This is a genomic window from Bradyrhizobium algeriense, from assembly GCF_036924595.1.
Lineage (GTDB): Bacteria > Pseudomonadota > Alphaproteobacteria > Rhizobiales > Xanthobacteraceae > Bradyrhizobium > Bradyrhizobium algeriense.
In genome coordinates, this window is sequence record NZ_JAZHRV010000001.1 from 4818082 (window position 1) to 4836488 (window position 18407).

The window sequence follows — 18407 nt, forward strand, 5'->3', positions numbered from 1 at the left end:
TACGACTTCCCGGAGAGACCTTTGACGCACCGCATTCTTATCGTCGACGATGACCTGCACATCCGCGAGGTCATCCGTGTTGCACTGAAGAAGGCCGGGATGACTGTCTTCGAGGCGCGCGACGGCAAGGAGGCGTTAACCCGCTTCGCCGCCGACAGGCCGGATCTGATCATTCTGGATATCGGCATGCCGGAATTCGACGGCCTGGACGTCTGCCGGGAAATCAGAAAGTCCTCGGACATTCCGATCCTTTTTCTCTCCGCCCGCGACGACGAGATCGATCGCGTCCTGGGCCTGGAGATCGGCGGTGACGACTATGTCACCAAGCCTTTCAGCCCGCGCGAACTCGTGGCGAGGGTGAACGTCATCCTGCGTCGCATGGCTTCGCGCGGGCAGGATGCCAAGGCGTCCATGGCCGCGCTGTCGCAAGGCAGGCTGTCCGTCGACCCCGAACAGCATCTCGCCGAGTTTGCCGGAACCCCGCTTCGGCTGACGGCCATCGAGTTCGGAATCCTCAGGGCATTTCTGACACGGCCGACGCTTGTCTTCAGCCGCGAGCAGATCATGAGCGCCGCCTATCAGCTCAACATCCAGGTGTCGGACCGCACCATCGACAGCCACATCCGCAATATCCGCGCCAAACTGTCTGCCGTGAACTGCGACAACGTCATCGAAACCATTCACGGCGTCGGCTTCAAGCTCGGCCGATGCGAGCCGCTGGCATGATACGACGCCCGGGCGAAAAATGGCGGCCGTCCGTAGGGCTGGTCATTTTCACCGCGCTTGCCGCCGCGGCGACACTGCCGCTGGTCGGACTGTTCTTCTTTCGCCTCTACGACAACCAGCTCATTCACCAGACCCAAGCGGAGCTGATCGCACAAAGCCGGGTGCTGGCCGCAGTTTATGCGCGGGAAGTGGAAGCCCGTCTCGGGGGCGGAATTGCCCTCGGCGCCGAAATTCCACCCCAGGCGCGCCCCGATCGCGAAGACCAGTTGACGCCGATCCGGCCCGCGCTCGATCTTGCCGCCGGCGGCGATCTACTCCGCCGGCGGCCGAACGCCCTTCCCGCGAACGCGCCTGCCTCGGCTGCCTATGTCGAGATCGGCACAAGGCTGATGCCGATCATCCTGGAAACGCAGAAAGTCACGCTGGCCGGATTCCGCATCCTCGATCCCCGCGGCGTCGTGATCGCCGGACGCGACGAGGTAGGCCAATCGCTGGCCCATATCGAGGAAATCGCCACCGCACTGCAGGGTCAGTATCGGGCGGCCCTGCGGATACGCAAACCCGACAAGCCGCCTCCTCCGATCTACTCCATCAGCCGCGGCGTCGGCGTCCACGTGTTCTCGGCGATGCCTGTCATCGTCAACAACCGCGTTGCTGGTGTCATCTATACCTCGCGAACGCCGAGCAACATCTTCGATCATCTCTATCAGGAGCGCCGCAAGTTCATTCTAGCGGGACTGACGGTCATTTTGGCCACCATCGCCATCGGCCTGGTTTTCTCCCGAACCATCACCCGCCCGATGCGCGAGTTGGTCGATCGCGCCGCGCGCATCAGCCGCGGCGATCGCGACGCATTCCAGCCGCTCGCCCATTACGGCACGCGCGAGTTCGCCCAATTGTCGCACAGCTTCCTCGACATGGCCGAGCAGTTGGCGCGGCGGTCGGACTACATCGCGACGTTTTCGGCGCACCTCACCCATGAACTGAAGTCGCCCCTAACATCGATCAAGGGCGCCGCTGAATTGCTGCTGGATTCGCTGCAAAGCAAATCCGACAATCTTACCCGGATGGAGCAGAAGAATTTCATATCGAACATCCTGGGCGACACCGGGCGCCTGGAGGCCATGACGCAGCGGCTGCGCGAACTGGCGCGCGCCGAAACCGCGCCGCAGAACGAACACACCGAACTGTCGCAGGTGATCGGCGGATTGAAGAGCCGCTTTCCGACACGTGCGATCGAGGCAACCGGGTGCCTCGAGCGCTCGATCGGCATGTCCAGCGAAAAGGCTTTGATCGTGTTGTCGCACCTGACCGACAACGCCATCCGCCACAACGCCAAGAGCGTGCGGCTCGAAGCTGTCGCGGAAGAGGCTTCCATCAAGATGACCGTCAGCAATGACGGCGACCCGATATCCGAACCGAACCGGGAAAAGATTTTCGATGCCTTCTTCACCACCCGCCGCGACACCGGCGGTACCGGAATGGGCCTATCGATCGTCCGGGCTGTGATGACCAGCCACGGCGGATCGATCCAGCTATTGCCGTCGAGCGAAGGCGTTACATTCGAGTTGCAGTTTCCGGCTGCCTAGAGCTTCGGTTCTGATTGAATCAGAACCGAAGCTCTAGATTCTCGTTTTGACGCGTTTTCTTCACGCGAACCGGTATCCACTTCGCTCGAAAACGCTATGGCCCTGCCGTCAGACGCGCTCGATGATGATGGCCGGCGCCATGCCGCCGGCCGCGCACATCGTTACCAGCCCCCGCTTGAGATCGCGCCGCTCCAGTTCGTCGAGCACCGTGCCGATCAGGATCGAGCCGGTTGCACCGATGGGATGGCCGAACGCGATCGAGCCGCCATTGACGTTGACCTTCTCGCGGTCGAGCTTGAGGTCGCGGATGAATTTTTCGGCGACGACCGCAAACGCCTCGTTGATTTCGAAAAGATCGATATCGTCGAGCGTGAGGCCGGCTTTGGCCAGCACCTTGCGGGCGGCCGGCACCGGCGCGTTCAGCATCAAGGTCGGCGAGTCCCCCATATTCGCCATCGCGACGACGCGGGCGCGCGGCTTCAGGCCATGGGCTTTTGCGTAACTCGGCGACGCCAGCAAGATGGCCGCCGAGCCGTCCACGACGCCGGAGGAATTACCGGCGTGATGCATAAAATTGATGTCGAGGTCGGGATTATTTGTCGAGGATGAGCTTGCGGTAGGTTGTCCCCTTGTCGTCAAGCGCATAGTCAGCAATCGCAGGAAACGCCGGCTTCAAGCCGGCCAGCCCTTCGAGCGTGGTCTGCGGCCGCGGGTATTCCTCGCGGTCGAGCGCGAGGCTGCCGTCTTCGCGGTAGACCGGCACGAGGCTCTTGTCGAAATGTCCGCCCTTGATAGCGGCCGCCGCCCGCTTCTGGGAGGCCGAGTCCATCGACGTCCTGCCGCGTGATGCCCTCGAGCGTCGCCACCGCGTCGGCGCAGACGCCCTGATGCGATTGCGGGTGCCGGGCGCGCAGGCGAAGATTGCCGTTGTCCATCATGAACGGCCCCTCGCCGCGGCGGCCTTCCATCGACATCATCTCGGTGCCCCGGCGATCACGAGGTCCTCCGAGCCCGACATGATCGAGTTGGCCGCCATGTTGACGCTGGTAATGCCGGATCCGCAAAACCGGTCCAGCGTCACCGCGCTGGCGCGCACGTCGTAGCCGGCATCGAGCGCCGACATCCGACCGAGATCGCCGCTCTGCTGGCCGCGTTGCGAGCTGGTACCCCAGATGATGTCATCGACATCAGCGGTATTGATGCCGGTGCGATCAGCCAGCGCACGCAAAACCGTGGAGCCGAGCTGCTGCGGATGAATGCCCGACAGGGCGCCCTTGCCGGCCTTGCCGACGCCCCGCGGCGTCCTGCATGCGTCGATGATCAGCGCGTCAACCATGGTGTTTTCCTTCTTGTTGATTGGCTGCATTTGCTGCCGATCGTGTTACACTGTCAATCCGATCAAGGCCGATTTGTAGCCCGGATGGAGCGCAGCGAAATCCGGGGCCGGATATCGGATGGATTCCGGATTTCGCTGCGCTCCATCCCGGCTAAATGATTTCGGCTACCGCCCCCGCAGCGCCAGGATTTTCTCCGCAGCGCGCAGATGCGGCTTGTCGATCATCTTGCCGTCGATCTTCACCACGCCTGAAGTCGGATTCTCGTTGAACGCCTTCACGACCTTCTCCGACCAGGCGATTTCCTCGTCCGTCGGCATGAAGGCGGCATTGACGACGTCCACATGCTTGGGATGGATCACCGCCTTGGCAAGGAAACCATCCTGACGCGCAGCGATGGACTCTTCCCGAAGCGCATCGAGGTCGTTGATGTCGGTCGCAATGGTGTCGATGGCAACCACGCCGGCGGCCGCCGCGCTGATCAGGCAGAGATCGCGCGCCAGCAGAAACGGCCCGTGGAAGCGTCCTGCTGTCCGGTTCCGCGACGCGCCGAGCGAGGCCGCAAGATCCTCGGCGCCCCACATCATGCCCCACAACCGCGGGCTCATGTTCTCGAAGTCGAGCAGCTTGAGGACCGCCCTCGCCGTTTCCGTCGCCACCGTCACTATTCTCGTAGAGCCATGCTCGATCCCGACGGCCGCCTCGAAGGCATCGAGATACAGCGACAGGCGGTTGACGTCGGCGGCGCCGGCGCATTTCGGCAGCACGATGCCGTCGGGCCGGCCCGGCATGACGGCCGCGAGGTCGCCAAGCGTCATGCCGGTATCGAGCGCGTTGACACGGATATAGTTTCTCTGGCTCGGGCTCCTTGCATCGAGCATCTCGCGCACCGTGCGCCGCGCACTGACCTTCTCCTCCGGTGCGATCGAATCCTCGAGGTCGAGGATCAGCGCATCGGCCGCGGTCTTCTTGGCGCTCTCGAACTTGCGCAGACTGTCACCGGGAACAAACAGGAATGATCTCATCGGCTCAGGCCTTCGGCTTGCAGTGCATCAGGCCGGTCCGGCGGCAACTCGCGACCACCTCGCCGCGCTGATTGGTCATGGTATGCTCGAACTCGACGATGCCCTGCGTCGGCCGCGATTTGCTTTCGCGCTTCGAGATGATTTTGGTATGCGCCTTCAGCGTGTCGCCGTGGAATACTGGCTTTGGGAATTTGACGTCGGTCATGCCCAGATTGCCGATCGTCGTGCCTAACGTCGTATCGTAGACGCTCATGCCGATCATGATGCCGAGCGTATAGAGGCTGTTGAACAGCCGCTGGCCGAATTCAGTATTTTCGGAGAAATGCGCATCGATATGCAGTGGCTGCGGGTTCATCGTCAGCAGGCTGAACATCGTATTGTCCATCTCGGTCACGGTCCTGGAGAATTCATGGTGAAATTCCCGGCCGACCTCAAACTCCTCGAAATACAATCCAGCCATCAGCGCCCCCTGTAGTTCGGCGTCCGCTTCTCGACGAACGCATTCAGCCCTTCCTGACAATCTTCCGTCGTTGCGACAAGCGCAAAGCTCTCGGCCGCGTTTTCGACCGACCGGCGAAAATCGGCGTCGACCGCCCGCATGAAGGCGTCGCGCCCGATCTTCATGACGATTGGAGACTTGGCAGCGAGCTTGTTTGCGACCTCCCGCGCGCGTTCAAGCGCGGTGCCCTTTGGCACCACCTCGCTCAGCAATCCCATGCGAAAGGCTGTCGCGGCGTCAAAGGGTTCGCCGAGGAACAGCGGACCAAAAGCCTGGTGCTTGCCGACCAAGCGCGGCAATTGCACGAAGTGAATGGCGGGGATCAGGCCTACATCGATCTCGGGATAGCCGAAGGTACAGGCGTCGCCGGCGATGATCATGTCGCAGGAGATCGCAATCGTCATGCCGCCGGCGCGCACCGCGCCGTCGACGGCGGCGATGGTCGGCTTGCCCATGCGATACTGGGTATCGTTGAGCGCGAAATACAGCCGTTCGAGGAATTTCTTGGTCTCGATTCCGGGCTTGCCACGGACGATGTCCAGATCAAGCCCGGCGCAAAACACCCTGTGGGCGCTGCCGATGATGACGGCGCGCACCGCTTCATCGTCCCTCGCCTTCGAAAGCACCGCCAGCAACGCATCGATCAGGTCCATGCTGAGCGCATTGACTGGCCCGCGATCGAGCATGATCTCGGCAATATTGCTCGAGACGGAATAACGAACGAGATCGGTACTCATGCCGTGCCTCCCTTGGCCTGACGCACCGCGCCGGCCTTGACCAGATCGCCGATGGCGCAACGCTCGAAACCCACTTTCAGCAGCACCTCGTAACTGTCCCGGCCTATATCAGGCGCGGGGCACAAGTCGTCCTTCGAGAAGGTCGCGATGCCCGGCATCCGCGTTGAGAGTACACCGGCCCGACGCCCGGCGTCTGCTGGCAGACCGCTGCCCTGGTCGCCTCGATATGGGCGTTGTGCAGCCATTCGCCGGGATTGAAGATCCGCGCCGCAATGAGAAATGCGATCCAAATTGAGGGCGCTTCAATTGCATACCAGGTCCGCTGACCGAGGCGCAGACCAAAAAACTAGCGCACGATTTTGATATCCGGGCCCTTTGGCTTGGGCAGCGCGCGCTCCTGCATTGCCACCACACATTCATATTGCGGCCACTTCGGCAATTTCTCGTCGAGATTCACTTCGCGCCATTTCGGGTGTCCGTTGACATCCAACCAAGCCTTGTTCTCGCGGATAATTTTGGCCACCTTGGCCACATTCTGGCACTGTTCGCCAGCGTAGTTGAACGTCATCAGAACGGCTTTGACCGCTACCGTTCTCACCTCGGTTTCCTGCCATTTGTATGTGCCGGCCGGGATGACTGCCGTGAGATAGCTGTCGAGGGCTTTGTCGTCCAACCCGATGAGCTGGAATTTATCGTCGACTGTTGTGTTCTCCGAAAACAGCGTCGCTGGCGCGCCGGCCACATAGAACATGGCATCGATTTCGCCCTTGCGCAGCGAATCCAGCGCTTCCTTGCCGCCGAGAAATACCTCTTTCGAGGGCGTGATTCCCGTCTGGAAGAAAATCGTCTTTGCAGTCAGGTAAGTGCCGCTTCTTTGAGGACCTATCGCAACACGTTTGCCTTGCAAGTCCTGCAGCGTTTTCAAGGAAAGATCACCGAGAACGTGGACCTCCTCCTTGTAAAGCGGATAAACGGCAGCAAGCTTGGTGGCGATAACTTTCAGTTCCTGGTCGTCAGAAATGTCGCGGATATATTCGAGCACGTCCGACTGCACGATACCGAGTTGCACACCGCGCTTCTTGCGAACGTCGAATACGTTCTGGATAGAGCCGGCCGATTCAAGAACCTGCAAGTAGACGCCGCTCGGTTCGACGATCTTCCTGATGTCCTCGCCAATCTTGATGTAGGTGCCAGCCGCACCACCCGTGACGATTCCCATATGCGGCGGCGTCGAGACCGACATGGCAAGCATAATGACCGAAACAAGAATCTTCATTACTCATTACCTCGCGTTATAACTCAAATCCGTCGGCCGGATGCAGGGGCCTGCAGAGCGACGGCTGCGTTAAGGGAGTTACTGCGATTTGAGAGGTTATACCTAAGGTAGTCTGGTAAGACAATTACGGCAAGTCTGCGGCGCAAAAGCCGGAAATCTGACTTCCGGCGATCTAATGTTCGGCCTTGGCGCGGTCGATCTCGGCATCGTGTGCGCTTCCGATGACGACGGCGCGCCGGGCGAAATCGGCGAAGCGCGGATCGCTGGCGAGGTCGTCACGGCCGATGGCTGCGCACAGTCGCTTGTATTGCGGCTCGTTCACCAACGTGACCATCATCCAGCCGTCGGCAGTCTGATACAAGCCCGCCGGCACGTTAAGCGCACGTGGCCCGCCGCCCTCCAGAATATGTTCGGCGACCTTGTGACCAAGCAGGGCGGAAGTCGATTGGCAAAGATTGACGTCGATCCAGCGCCCGGCGCCGACGGTTGCGCGCGCGAACAGCGTCGTTGCGATCGCCTGGAAGGCGTAGATCCCGGTAACGACGTCGGAGATCGTGGTGCCGACCCGATGCGGGGTGCCGTCGTTGCCGACATTGATCGACACCAGGCCGGAGAACGCCTGCGCGACGGAATCGGAGCCGGGCCGCTTCGAATAAGGACCGCTCTGCCCGAAGGCGCTGACCGAGAGGTAGATCAGGCCGGGATTGTCGCGCGACAGCTCCTCGTAGCCGATCCCCAGCCGCGCGGCGACGCCCCGCCTAAAGCCTTCGATCAGAACGTCGCAATCTCCCGCCAGCCGTCGGGCAATTGCGATCCCGTCCTTGTGCTTCATGTCGAGGCAAAGGCTGCGCTTGCCGCGGTCATAGACCGCCGACAGCGTGGTATGGCTTCCATAGGTCGTTCCGAGGAAACGCGACCAATCGCCCTCCGGCGGCTCGACTTTGATGACGTCGGCCCCGTAGACGCCGAGCAGCATCGCGCAATAGGGCGAGGCGATGCCCTGCCCGAAATCCAGCACGCGCAGGCCGGCATACGGCGCCTCATGCGTCGGCGATAGCTTGCGTTCGGTGGTCATTCCGTCCCCCGGCCCGGCCGAAAGCTACAGCGCGAGGTAGCGCTGACGAATGTTGTCGTTGGCTTTCAGCTCTTCGATCCCGGATGTGTAGACGATCTGGCCCTTATCGATAACCGTCGCGTGGCTCGCAAGGCCAAGGCAAAAATGCATGTTCTGCTCGGCGATCAGCACCGTGGCGCCGGTGCCGCGAAGCTGCCGCAGCAATTCTCCGATCCGTTGCACGATGATCGGCGCTAGTCCTTCGCTCGGCTCGTCCAGCAGCAACAGCGCCGGATTACCCATCAGCGTGCGCGCAATCGCCAGCATCTGCTGTTCGCCACCCGACAGCCTTCCCGCGATCCGGTGCCGCAGCGGCTCCAGCAGCGGAAACACGTCGTAAACGCGCCGGATCGGCCACTCGTCCTCGCCATCAGGCCCCTTCTTGGCGCCGATGACCAGATTGTCCTCGACCGTGTGCTCCGGAAAGATTTGGCGATCCTCCGGTACGAAGCCGAGACCGGCGCGCGCGATGTGATGTGGCTTCAGCCCGGACACTACTTTGCCGCGCAAAGTGACCTTGCCGCGGCGTGCGGGAGCTAGCCCCATGATCGCCTTCATGGTGGTGGACTTGCCGGCGCCGTTGCGGCCGAGCAGCGCCATGGTCTCGCCCTGCCGCACCGCGAGGGCGACGCCGAACAGGATCTGGCTGGTGCCGTAATAGACGTCGAGGTCTTCGACCTGCACGACCGGCTGCGCGCTCATACCGCTGCTCCGGCGTGATGTTCGGTGCCGAGATAGGCCTCGATCACAGCCTCGTTGCGGCGGATCGCATCCGGCGTGCCGGTCGCGAGAATGCGGCCATAGCAGAGCACGACGATCTCGGGCGCGATTTTGAACACGATATCCATATCGTGCTCGATGAACACTACCGTGATCTTCTGTTTCTCCCAGAGCTCCCTCACCTTGTCGATCATCCGCCAGCGTTCCTCGGTGCCCATGCCGGCAGTCGGCTCGTCGAGCAGCAGCACCTTGGGATCGAGCACCAGCGCCAGTGCGATATCGAGCAGCTTCTGATCGCCATGCGACAGCGTCGCCGCGGTGCGATTGCGCTTGCCGGCCAGCCCCAATAATTCCATCGCTTGTTCGGCGCGGTCGCGGGTTTCGGCCAACGGGAAGCGCCGGTGCAGCACGCTGGCGCGCCGCTGATCGGCGCAGACGGCGGCGAGCATGGTCTCCTGCACCGTCAGCGACGGAAAAATGCTGGCTACCTGAAACGCCCGGCCGATACCGTGACGCACGATCTCGGGCGGCGATCGCCCGGCCATGTCGACGCCGTTGAGCAGGATCTGTCCGGAGTCGGGCCTCAGCGCGCCGGTGATCAGGTTGAAGAACGTGCTCTTGCCGGCGCCATTGGGGCCGATCACGGCGGTGAGCGAACCGTCGGCAAAATCGAGCGTCACATTGTCGGTCGCCTTGACGCCGCCGAACGATTTCGAAAGGGAGCGTATCTCCAGCATGGCTACTGCCCCGAACCTTTGCGGCGTCGCGCATACCACTCGACAACAAAATCCATCAGGCCTTTCCGCAGGCCGATGGCAAAGAACAGGATCACGATCCCGAGCACGATGCCGTGATAGTCGGTCCAACGAGTAACGGTATCGTTGAGGATCAGGAGCAGCACGGTGCCGACCATCGGCCCCAGAAATGTAGTCACACCGCCGAGCATGTTGATGAAGATGCCCTCGCCCGAAATGGTCCAATAGGCGAATTCCGGATAGGCTCCGGAGACGAACAGCGCCATGATGACGCCGCCGGTAGAGGCGAATAGCGCCGCCAGCACGAAGATCGTGAGTTTTGCGCGCCAGACATCGATGCCGACGAAGCTGGCGCGGCTGGCGTTATCGCGGATCATCCGCAAGGTATAGCCGAACGGCGATTGCGCGATCTGACGCATCAGTAGAAGCCCGACCACCAGCAGTGCGCAGCTTGTGATGTACAAATGCACATGGTTCGACAAATCGATGCCGAAAAAGGCCGGACGCGGAATGCCACCGCGCAATCCCTGATCGCCGCCGGTCAGCGATACCCAGGACAGGATGGTCGAGTGGATCAGCATCTGGAACGCCAGCGTCACGAAGGCGAAATAGATTTCCTTCAGTCGCACGCAGATGGCGCCAATGACGAGGGCGACGACAAACGTGATCGCCAACGTTGCGACGAAAGCCACAGGGATGGGAACACCGGTCTTCTGCATCATCAACCCGAAGCCGTAGGCGCCAAGGCCAAAGAACATGCCATGGCCGAACGATGTCAGGCCGGTGTAACCGACCAGAAGGTTGAGCGACGTCGCGAACAGCCCATAGGCCGCGCAGCGGATCACGAAGTCGAGCAGCAGTTTACTGCTGAAGACCATCGGCAACAGCGCAAGCACGACAAAGACCGCAAGTGCAATCAGGGCATCCCGATTACGGCGCGGCTTTGCTTCGGTGTGGGGGACATCGAGTGCCGGCGCCCCCTGTTCGGCCTGCAGCTCGGTCATGCGACCTCCTTGCCGAACAGGCCGGTGGGCCGGGACACCAGCACGATCACCATGAACAGGTACATCAGGCCTTCCGTGAACAAGGGAAAGCCGAGCGATCCGAACGAGCGGATCATGCCGATCAGGATCGCGCCGATCAGCGCCCCCAGGATCGAGCCCATGCCGCCGATCACAGTGACGATGAAGGATTCGATCAGGACGGAAAATCCCATGCCCGGCGTCAGCGAACGCACGGGTGCGGCGAGCGCGCCAGCAAGGCCTGCCAGCATGCCGCCCAACGCAAATACCCCACCATAAATCAGGCCGGTGTTGATGCCGAGCGCAGACACCATGCCCGGATTATGCGCGGCCGCCCGGATCACCTTGCCAATTCGCGTGCGGGCAAGGCCGAGCCCGAGGATCACGGCAGCGACCAGCGCAACGCCGATCAGGAGCAAATAATACGGCGGCACCACGCCGCCGGCGATGAACAGCGGCGCGACCTGGAACGCCGCCGGCATACCCATCGACTTGAATTCCTGCCCCCAGATCATCCGCACCACGTCATCGAAGATCAGCACAAAGGCGTAGCAGACGAGCAACTGCATCAGCACGTCGGAGCCGTAGACGCGGCTCATGAACACGCGCTCGAAGATCAGGCCAAGCAAGGCCGTGCCGGCCGCCCCGCACAACATCGCCAGCGCAAAGCTGCCAGTGTATTGGTAGGCCGTCATCGCGAAATAGGCGCCGAACATATAGAAGGCACCGTGGCTGAAATTCACCACCTTGAGCACGCCGAAGATCAGCGTCAGCCCGACGGCGACCAGGAACAGCAACATGCCGATGATGAAGCCGCTGGTGGTTTGCGTCACCAGGCAGGCAGAACTGGCGAGACAGCCGGTAAGCGCGTCAAGATCCAAGGGAAACATCCATTGCAGCGTGCCAACAGGGGCGCGCGAGAAACACTCGGCAGCAAGCAGAGGCGGCTACACCGCCTCCGCTCTTCGCCAATCGATCAGGTGTAGCCCTTGGTCTTCTTCCACTCGGCTTCGAGTTCGAAGATCGTCTTCCAGTCGCCGGCCTGAACTTGCGGCACGTAAGGCTCCTGCGGGATCGTCGTTCCCCAGCCGATCGCATAGCCAACCAGGGTCTGGTCCTCGGCGCGCATGGTGACGGTGCCGTCGGCGCCGAACGGCGACTTGATCTTCAACCCACGCAACGCCTCCGCAATCTTCTTGCCGTCGACTGAATTCGCCTTCTTCGAAGCCTCCGCCAACAGCATGATTGCAGTTGCATTTTCCCATGACCAGTTGGTGGGATATTCGTTGTACTTCGCCTTGTAAGCGTCACCCCAAGCGGCGTTCTCAGAGGTTGCGGGATAGGTCTTGATGTAGCGGTTGCCGGAGTGAATGCCCTTCGGCAGGTTCTTCACCACCGTCAGCGCGGTGTAGTCGGCCATATTGACCGCAAACACCTCCATCTGGCTGAACAGCGCATAGATATTGGCCTGGTCAATGTAGGACGTGAGGTCGCCGCCCCACAGGCAGGAATACAACGCCTGCGGCTTCGCCTGCAGGATTTTCGTCACCACCTCGGTGTAATCGGGCTGGAAAAGCTTGGGCCAGGACTCGCTAATGATCTCAACGTCGGGCGCGAAGCGCTTGAGATACGTCACGTATTCGCCGGTTGTGTCGCGGCCATAGGCATAGTCGGGCGAACAGGTCGCCCATTTCTTCAGACCCTTGGCCTTGGCGATCGCCGCTGCGTAGCTGCCGCCGACGATCGAGTCATGCACGCCTTGGCGCGCGGTGCGGAACGCGTTGGGAATGTGCTGCTTGGGATCGGCCGTCAGCGCCGAGGTTTCCGAGTTGGTGTGAAGGCAGAGCACGCCGAGATCGCGCGCCACTTCATGCACCGCGAATGCACCCGATGACGCTTCCGCGTCGATCAGCAATTCACATCCATCGGTATTGACGAGTTCGCGGGAGACGCGGGCGGCTTCCTGCGGCTGTCCCTTGGAATCGCGGATCACCATTTCGACCTGACGTCCGGCCAGCCCGCCGGCAGCATTGACTTTTTCGACTTCCAGCATCACCCCGTTACGCGACGACGTTCCGAGCTGCGCCACGCGTCCGGAGAGAATGGTCGGCATGCCGACCTTGATGGTCTTGGCCTGCGCGCGCGCCACCCAGGGTGTCGCAAATGTTACGGCCCCGGCGCCCATCATCGCCAATGTCGCGCGGCGGCTTACGCCCGGTTTGCGGGTTCTCGTCATTGCTTCCTCCCTGTGGGGTTTGCGTTCCCAAATCCCTGCCGGAGATCGCGTCGCCTCCGTACTCACAAGGATTTCAGAGCAAGGGGGGTGACGTCAAGCCAAAGATGAATTACGACTCATAATTCATCTAGGGAGAAAACGGACCCGGAAACCGGGCTTTTGGGCGGATAATGATCAATCTATCCAGCTTCATCGCGTTTCACGCCCGGCGGACGCCTGATCGCTGTGCGCTGAAATACCGCGGCGAGGACGTCTCCTATGCCGAGTTCGACGCCCGCATACGTCGGGTTGGCGGATGGCTCGCCGCACGCGGCGTCGGCCCCGGCGACGTCGTCGCGGTGCTGATGAAGAACAGCACGGCGTTCCTCGAGTTCGTGTTTGCGACCAGCCATATCGGCGCGGTGTTTCTGCCCATCAACTACCGTCTGTGCGCCGACGAAGTCGGCTACATCGTCGGTAATTCCGGTGCGCGCATCCTGATCGCGGATGACGAACTCGCGGACATCGCTGCAGGCGGCGCGCCGGTGGTGCTGCTGGACGAAGCCGCACAGTCCGACGCGACGCGCCTTGCGCCTGATATTGCCGCCGCCCCGATGCACGTCCGCCAACCGCGCGACCTGATGCGGCTGATGTACACGTCAGGCACGACGGATCGCCCCAAGGGCGTGATGCTCACTTACGAAAACCTCTACTGGAAGTCGGCCGACCAGACGCTCGCACTCGGGTTGAACGCCGACACGCGATTACTGGTGGTCGGTCCGCTCTATCATGTCGGCGCGCTCGATCTGCCGGGGATCGCGGTGCTCTGGCACGGCGGCATGCTTTCCATCCACCGCAACTTCGAGCCCGAGCAGGCGCTCGCCGCGATCGAGACGGAGAAACTCAACGCCGCCTGGTTCGCACCCGTGATGACGACCGCGATCCTCACCTGCCCTGCTCGCAACCATTACGATGTATCGAGCCTGCGATGGACGATCGGCGGTGGCGAGAAAACCCCGGAAGTGCGCATCCGCGCTTTCTCCGACTACTTCAAGAACGCCCGCTACATCGACGCCTATGGCCTGACCGAGACATGCGGCGGCGACACCTTCATGGAAGCCGGCCGCGAGATCGAGAAGATCGGCTCGACCGGCCGCGCCATTGCCCATGTCGAAATCGAAATCCGTGACGATGCCGGCAATCGACTGCCGGCCGGCGAGAACGGTGAAATCTGCCTGCGCGGACCGAAGATCACGCAGGGCTACTGGAAGGATCCCGAGAAAACCGCGGCGGCGTTCTTCGGCGACTGGTTTCGCACCGGAGACGTCGGCTATCTCGATGAGGACGGCTTTCTCTACCTGACCGACCGCAAGAAGGACATGATCATTTCCGGCGGAGAGAACATCGCCTCCTCCGAGGTGGAGCGTGTCATCTACGAACTGCCGCAGGTGCGCGAAGTCGCCGTCATAGGCCTATCCGACGAGCGCTGGGGCGAAAAGCCGGTGGCGGTCGTGGTGCTGGGCGACGGCGCCACGCTGGAATTGCCGGATCTCGCCGATCACTGCCGCGCGCGCCTCGCAGGTTTCAAGGTGCCGAAGCAACTGATCATCCGCGAAAGCCTGCCCCGTAACCCTTCGGGCAAGGTGCTCAAGCGCGTGCTGCGCGCCGAACTGGAATCCCACGCATGACGCAATCATCGCAAGCCGCACCGGGCAAGGTGACAAAACTCAACCGGGCCGAGCGCAACGCCTGGACCAAGCGCAGGATATTCGACGCCGCCACCAAGGTCGTCGGCAAAGTGGGTTACGCCGAGGCCTCGGTTGCCCGCATTACCGAGGAGGCCGGTGTCGCGCAGGGAACGTTCTACAATCACTTCGAGAACCGCCAGGAACTGCTCGATCAATTGCTGCCGAAGGTCGGCACCGATATGGTTCACTTCATCCGCGAGCGCACCGGAAGCGCACATGCGGCAACGCAGGAAATCGAACGCTTCAGCGCCTTCTTCGATTTCATCCGCGAAGTGCCGGAATTTCTTCGCATCCTCAACGAAGCCGAATATTTCGCGCCGATCGGCTATCAGAAACATCTCGACAACATCGCCACCGCCTATGTCCGCATCCTCCGGCGCGCGCGTCAGGCCGGCGCGATCATCGACTATAGCGACGAGGAGTTCGAAGCCATCGTTCACATCTTGATGGGCGCGCGCGGCTATCTGAGCCGCCGCTACTCCTACGTTGGCGGCAGCGTCACGGCAGCGCCCGGGCATGTCATCTCCGCCTACCGAAAGCTGGTTACGCGCGGCCTGTTCACACCGGAAAAAGGCAACAACCATGACCGCTGAGGGTATCGTCCTCGTCACCGGCGGCAGCCGCGGCATCGGCGCCGCCACTGCGACGCTGCTGGCCGAACAGGGCCGGCGCGTGGTGATATCAGACATCGCACCAGAACCATTGGCTGGAACGCAAGTCGTCATGTGGCCGGCACCATTCGACGTCGCCAACGAAAGCGCCGTCGTCAGCGGCATCGCCGACATCGAGGCCGCGCACGGACCAATTGCGGGACTGGTCAACGCCGCCGGCGTCTTCGGCAAGATGCACCCGATCGAGCGCGTGCGAATGGATCAATGGGACCGCGAGGTCAATATCGATCTGCGCGGCACGTTTCTGGTCGCCCGCAGCGTCGGCGTGAGGATGGCTGCGCGCCGGCAGGGCGCGATCGTCAATGTCGCCTCCGTTGCCGGCATGACGTCAGGACCGATCCATGCCTATACGGCCGCGAAAGCCGCCGTCATTCAGATTACGCAGACGCTGGCCGCCGAATGGGGCCGCAGTGGCGTGCGCGTCAATGCTGTCTCGCCCGGCTTTACACGCACCGCCATGCTGGAAGCCGGCATCGCCTCCGGCGCACTGAACAAGAAATGGCTGGAAAGTCCGACCGCGATGAACCGGCTGGTCGAGCCGATCGAGGTCGCACAGGCCATCTCGTGGCTGCTCTCGCCGATGAGCAGCGGCGTCACCGGAATCAATCTACCCGTAGACGCCGGATATATCGCAGGCACCACCTGGGCCGCCTATGGCGGCCTGCGCGAAGCGCCGAACGCGTAATGAGGAAATGAGCATGAACATCGAAGTATCGCGCAAGAAGCTCGATCTGTCGTCGGCCATCGCAGAGGGTGACATCCGCGTGTTGCTGATGGTTCTGGTGCACATGACCGGAGATGAGCGCTGGCTGGAACCACCCTACAAGCCGAAGCGCGACGTGCGGCTGATTCCGGATCCGCAAGCCGGCGTCCCGCCGGAAATCCAGGCCGAAATCCGCGCCGCCGTGCTGAAGTTGTTCGAAAACGGCGAACCGAAGCCCGTCATTACTGACCCCGGCGACGAGCTGATGCTGAAGATGATGCGCGCGACACTCGGCGAGAACGTCACGCCGGAATATGCGCCATTGATGCGCGAGGAAATGGGTTTCATTCCCCGAGAGGCACGCTGGACCAAACCTCCTTCCGGTGAGAAGTTGGCGCAGCAACATGTCTTGATCGTCGGCGCCGGCGTCTGCGCCATCGCGCTGGGCGTCTCCCTTGGCCGCCTCGGCATCCCCTACACCATCGTCGAGAAGAACGACGAACTCGGCGGCACCTGGTACGTCAACCGCTATCCCGGTTGCGGCGTCGATACGCCGAACCATTCCTATTCCTTCTCGTTCGGCGCGCGCAACCCGTGGACGCGTTATTTCGCCCAGCGCCAGGAATTGCTCGACTACCTCAAGAAGGTCGCGCTCGAATACGACATCCGCAAACATCTCCGCCTCAACACCGAGCTGAAATCGTCGCACTGGGACGAGAACAAGCGGCGCTGGATCTCCACGTTAAAGACCGCCGATGGCGAGGAGACCTTTGAGTCGACCACGCTGGTCAGCGCGATCGGCCAACTCAACGACCCCTCACCTGCGCACTTCAAGGGCGAGGAGGATTTCAAGGGTGAGATGCTGCACTCGGCCTTGTGGACCGATGACATCAAGCTCGACGGCAAACATGTCGCCGTCATCGGCACCGGTGCAACCGCCATGCAGCTGGTGCCCTCGATCGCCGACCGCGTCGCGTCGGTCACCATCTACCAACGCACCGCGCAATGGGCGCGCCCCGTGGCAGGCTATTCCGATCCCATCACCGAAGGCGCACGGTGGCTGCTCGCGCATTTGCCGTTTTACGTGCAGTGGTATCGCTTCAACATGTTCTGGCGCTACGGCGACGGTCTGTTGCCGTTCCTGCGCAAGGACCCGGATTGGCCGCATCCTGAGCGCGCCGTGAACAAGGGCAATGACCGGCATCGCGAGGAGTTGACGGATTTCATCCTGTCCGAACTGAAGGGCCGTCCCGATCTCATCGAGAAATGCGTCCCGACCTATCCGCCCTATGGCAAGCGCATCCTGCTCGACAACAACTGGTTCAGGACGCTGACGAAGCCGAATGTCGAACTGGTCACCGACAAGATCGATCATCTCGCTCACGACGGCATCGTCGCCTCCGACGGCAAGCTGCGGCCTGCGGACGTCATCGTCATCTCGACCGGATTCAAGGTCACGGAGATGGCGGCGCGCCTCAATATCACCGGACGCGGCGGCAAGAATCTTAAGGTGGCTTGGGCCGACGACAACCCGACCGCCTATCTCGGGCTCACCGTGCCGGACTTTCCGAATCTCTTCGTGATGCTCGGTCCCAATTCAGGCCCCGCGCACGGCGGCAGCGTGATCTTCCAGTCGGAATGCCAGAGCCGGTACATCTCCGCTTGCCTCGTTGAGATGATCGAGCAAGGCATCGCTGCGGTCGATGTTCGCCCCGAGGCGCACAATCAATACATCAGACAAGTTGATGCCGAGCATGAGCAGTTGATCTGGACTCACCCAGGCATGACTACGTATTATCGCAACAGCCAAGGTCGAGTGTTTTCGGCGATGCCGTGGCGGTTCGTGGATTATTGGGCGATGACCCACGACCCCGACCTACGGGACTACCGCCAGACAAGGCTTGAACCAGTTCCCGGGAACCAGTCGCGCGCGAGTTGACTTTGGGATGGCTTGACACCGGCCGGCATCTGCCGCAGCATTTCGATGCTGCACCTGTTGGAGTCACGGAGCGGGGTGGCTCCCCACTTCGCAGGCATTGGCGCTTCGGTGAGATGATCGAGACGACACGCAGCGGAAGCGGACGAAAGTCCGTCGGCCAACTCTTGAGGAGGAGCATGACGCCACCGGATCAGACTGGTGACCTTGCTCATCGCAAGGTCAGGGTGCGGTCGAGGTCATAAGCAGCTGCCAGCCTCGTTGCGCCTTCAACAATTCGAACGACATATCCGCGGGACTGGAGCGCAAAGGCCACGCGCTGCCGGATCCTGAGATC

Annotated in this window: 17 protein-coding genes and 1 pseudogene; 6 read left to right on the forward strand and 12 right to left on the reverse strand. The window is 61.8% G+C overall.

Annotation, left to right across the window (positions count from 1 at the left end):
- Window positions 1–21: 21 nt before the first annotated feature.
- Together V1286_RS23330 and V1286_RS23335 are read left to right on the forward strand one after the other, a co-directional pair.
- Window positions 22–726, forward strand: a complete 705-nt coding sequence (locus tag V1286_RS23330) for a response regulator transcription factor (RefSeq protein WP_334483124.1) — start codon at window positions 22–24, stop codon at window positions 724–726.
- Window positions 723–2315, forward strand: coding sequence for an ATP-binding protein (locus V1286_RS23335; protein ID WP_334483129.1), 1593 nt, complete (start codon window positions 723–725; stop codon window positions 2313–2315). Before V1286_RS23330 ends, V1286_RS23335 begins: the two co-directional genes overlap by 4 nt.
- Before the next feature lie 108 nt (window positions 2316–2423).
- On the opposite strand, the pseudogene V1286_RS23340 reads toward V1286_RS23335, so the two are convergent.
- The 12 genes and pseudogenes from V1286_RS23340 to V1286_RS23395 form a co-directional block, all read right to left on the reverse strand.
- Window positions 2424–3651, reverse strand: a pseudogene (locus tag V1286_RS23340) (acetyl-CoA C-acetyltransferase).
- 165 nt (window positions 3652–3816) lie between these two features.
- Complete coding sequence (locus V1286_RS23345; RefSeq protein WP_334483132.1) at window positions 3817–4674, reverse strand: HpcH/HpaI aldolase/citrate lyase family protein; 858 nt, start codon at window positions 4672–4674, stop codon at window positions 3817–3819.
- A 4-nt stretch (window positions 4675–4678) separates the two neighbouring features.
- Window positions 4679–5134, reverse strand: a complete 456-nt coding sequence (locus V1286_RS23350; RefSeq protein WP_334483135.1) for a MaoC family dehydratase — start codon at window positions 5132–5134, stop codon at window positions 4679–4681.
- Window positions 5134–5910, reverse strand: coding sequence for an enoyl-CoA hydratase/isomerase family protein (locus V1286_RS23355; protein WP_334483138.1), 777 nt, complete (start codon window positions 5908–5910; stop codon window positions 5134–5136). Before V1286_RS23355 ends, V1286_RS23350 begins: the two co-directional genes overlap by 1 nt.
- On the reverse strand, window positions 5907–6068 hold the full coding sequence (locus tag V1286_RS23360; protein WP_334483141.1) for a hypothetical protein: 162 nt from the start codon (window positions 6066–6068) through the stop codon (window positions 5907–5909). Before V1286_RS23360 ends, V1286_RS23355 begins: the two co-directional genes overlap by 4 nt.
- Window positions 6069–6256: 188 nt before the next feature.
- Window positions 6257–7186: a TAXI family TRAP transporter solute-binding subunit gene (locus V1286_RS23365; RefSeq protein WP_334483144.1), complete on the reverse strand. Its 930-nt coding sequence runs from the start codon at window positions 7184–7186 to the stop codon at window positions 6257–6259.
- 172 nt (window positions 7187–7358) lie between these two features.
- Window positions 7359–8261, reverse strand: a complete 903-nt coding sequence (locus tag V1286_RS23370) for a CaiB/BaiF CoA transferase family protein (protein ID WP_334483147.1) — start codon at window positions 8259–8261, stop codon at window positions 7359–7361.
- Between the two features lie 24 nt (window positions 8262–8285).
- Window positions 8286–9002, reverse strand: coding sequence for an ABC transporter ATP-binding protein (locus V1286_RS23375; RefSeq protein WP_334483150.1), 717 nt, complete (start codon window positions 9000–9002; stop codon window positions 8286–8288).
- Complete coding sequence (locus V1286_RS23380) at window positions 8999–9757, reverse strand: ABC transporter ATP-binding protein (protein WP_334483153.1); 759 nt, start codon at window positions 9755–9757, stop codon at window positions 8999–9001. Before V1286_RS23380 ends, V1286_RS23375 begins: the two co-directional genes overlap by 4 nt.
- Before the next feature lie 2 nt (window positions 9758–9759).
- On the reverse strand, window positions 9760–10779 hold the full coding sequence (locus V1286_RS23385; RefSeq protein ID WP_334483155.1) for a branched-chain amino acid ABC transporter permease: 1020 nt from the start codon (window positions 10777–10779) through the stop codon (window positions 9760–9762).
- Complete coding sequence (locus tag V1286_RS23390; protein ID WP_334483158.1) at window positions 10776–11678, reverse strand: branched-chain amino acid ABC transporter permease; 903 nt, start codon at window positions 11676–11678, stop codon at window positions 10776–10778. Before V1286_RS23390 ends, V1286_RS23385 begins: the two co-directional genes overlap by 4 nt.
- Window positions 11679–11773: 95 nt before the next feature.
- Complete coding sequence (locus tag V1286_RS23395; protein ID WP_334483161.1) at window positions 11774–13033, reverse strand: ABC transporter substrate-binding protein; 1260 nt, start codon at window positions 13031–13033, stop codon at window positions 11774–11776.
- 170 nt (window positions 13034–13203) lie between these two features.
- On the opposite strand from V1286_RS23395, the gene V1286_RS23400 reads away from it, so the two are divergent.
- The 4 genes from V1286_RS23400 to V1286_RS23415 are packed head-to-tail and all read left to right on the forward strand — an operon-like array spanning window position 13204 to window position 18073.
- Window positions 13204–14700 (forward strand): AMP-binding protein, encoded by a 1497-nt coding sequence (locus V1286_RS23400; protein WP_334483164.1) that lies wholly within the window; start codon window positions 13204–13206, stop codon window positions 14698–14700.
- Window positions 14697–15353: a TetR/AcrR family transcriptional regulator gene (locus V1286_RS23405; RefSeq protein ID WP_334483167.1), complete on the forward strand. Its 657-nt coding sequence runs from the start codon at window positions 14697–14699 to the stop codon at window positions 15351–15353. Before V1286_RS23400 ends, V1286_RS23405 begins: the two co-directional genes overlap by 4 nt.
- The gene (locus tag V1286_RS23410) at window positions 15343–16116 is read left to right on the forward strand and encodes an SDR family NAD(P)-dependent oxidoreductase (protein ID WP_334483170.1); all 774 of its coding nucleotides are present in this window, start codon (window positions 15343–15345) and stop codon (window positions 16114–16116) included. The genes V1286_RS23405 and V1286_RS23410 overlap by 11 nt, the downstream gene beginning before the upstream one ends.
- Before the next feature lie 13 nt (window positions 16117–16129).
- Complete coding sequence (locus V1286_RS23415) at window positions 16130–18073, forward strand: flavin-containing monooxygenase (protein WP_334483173.1); 1944 nt, start codon at window positions 16130–16132, stop codon at window positions 18071–18073.
- The last annotated feature ends 334 nt before the right edge of the window (window positions 18074–18407 follow it).

Coding starts and splice junctions, on each gene's coding strand:
- V1286_RS23335 (WP_334483129.1), top strand. CDS start 723: ATGATACGACGCCCGGGCGAAAAATGGCGGCCGTCCGTAGGGCTGGTC.
- V1286_RS23345 (WP_334483132.1), bottom strand. CDS start 4,674: ATGAGATCATTCCTGTTTGTTCCCGGTGACAGTCTGCGCAAGTTCGAG.
- V1286_RS23350 (WP_334483135.1), bottom strand. CDS start 5,134: ATGGCTGGATTGTATTTCGAGGAGTTTGAGGTCGGCCGGGAATTTCAC.
- V1286_RS23355 (WP_334483138.1), bottom strand. CDS start 5,910: ATGAGTACCGATCTCGTTCGTTATTCCGTCTCGAGCAATATTGCCGAG.
- V1286_RS23360 (WP_334483141.1), bottom strand. CDS start 6,068: ATGCCGGGCATCGCGACCTTCTCGAAGGACGACTTGTGCCCCGCGCCT.
- V1286_RS23365 (WP_334483144.1), bottom strand. CDS start 7,186: ATGAAGATTCTTGTTTCGGTCATTATGCTTGCCATGTCGGTCTCGACG.
- V1286_RS23370 (WP_334483147.1), bottom strand. CDS start 8,261: ATGACCACCGAACGCAAGCTATCGCCGACGCATGAGGCGCCGTATGCC.
- V1286_RS23375 (WP_334483150.1), bottom strand. CDS start 9,002: ATGAGCGCGCAGCCGGTCGTGCAGGTCGAAGACCTCGACGTCTATTAC.
- V1286_RS23380 (WP_334483153.1), bottom strand. CDS start 9,757: ATGCTGGAGATACGCTCCCTTTCGAAATCGTTCGGCGGCGTCAAGGCG.
- V1286_RS23385 (WP_334483155.1), bottom strand. CDS start 10,779: ATGACCGAGCTGCAGGCCGAACAGGGGGCGCCGGCACTCGATGTCCCC.
- V1286_RS23395 (WP_334483161.1), bottom strand. CDS start 13,033: ATGACGAGAACCCGCAAACCGGGCGTAAGCCGCCGCGCGACATTGGCG.
- V1286_RS23400 (WP_334483164.1), top strand. CDS start 13,204: ATGATCAATCTATCCAGCTTCATCGCGTTTCACGCCCGGCGGACGCCT.
- V1286_RS23405 (WP_334483167.1), top strand. CDS start 14,697: ATGACGCAATCATCGCAAGCCGCACCGGGCAAGGTGACAAAACTCAAC.
- V1286_RS23410 (WP_334483170.1), top strand. CDS start 15,343: ATGACCGCTGAGGGTATCGTCCTCGTCACCGGCGGCAGCCGCGGCATC.
- V1286_RS23415 (WP_334483173.1), top strand. CDS start 16,130: ATGAACATCGAAGTATCGCGCAAGAAGCTCGATCTGTCGTCGGCCATC.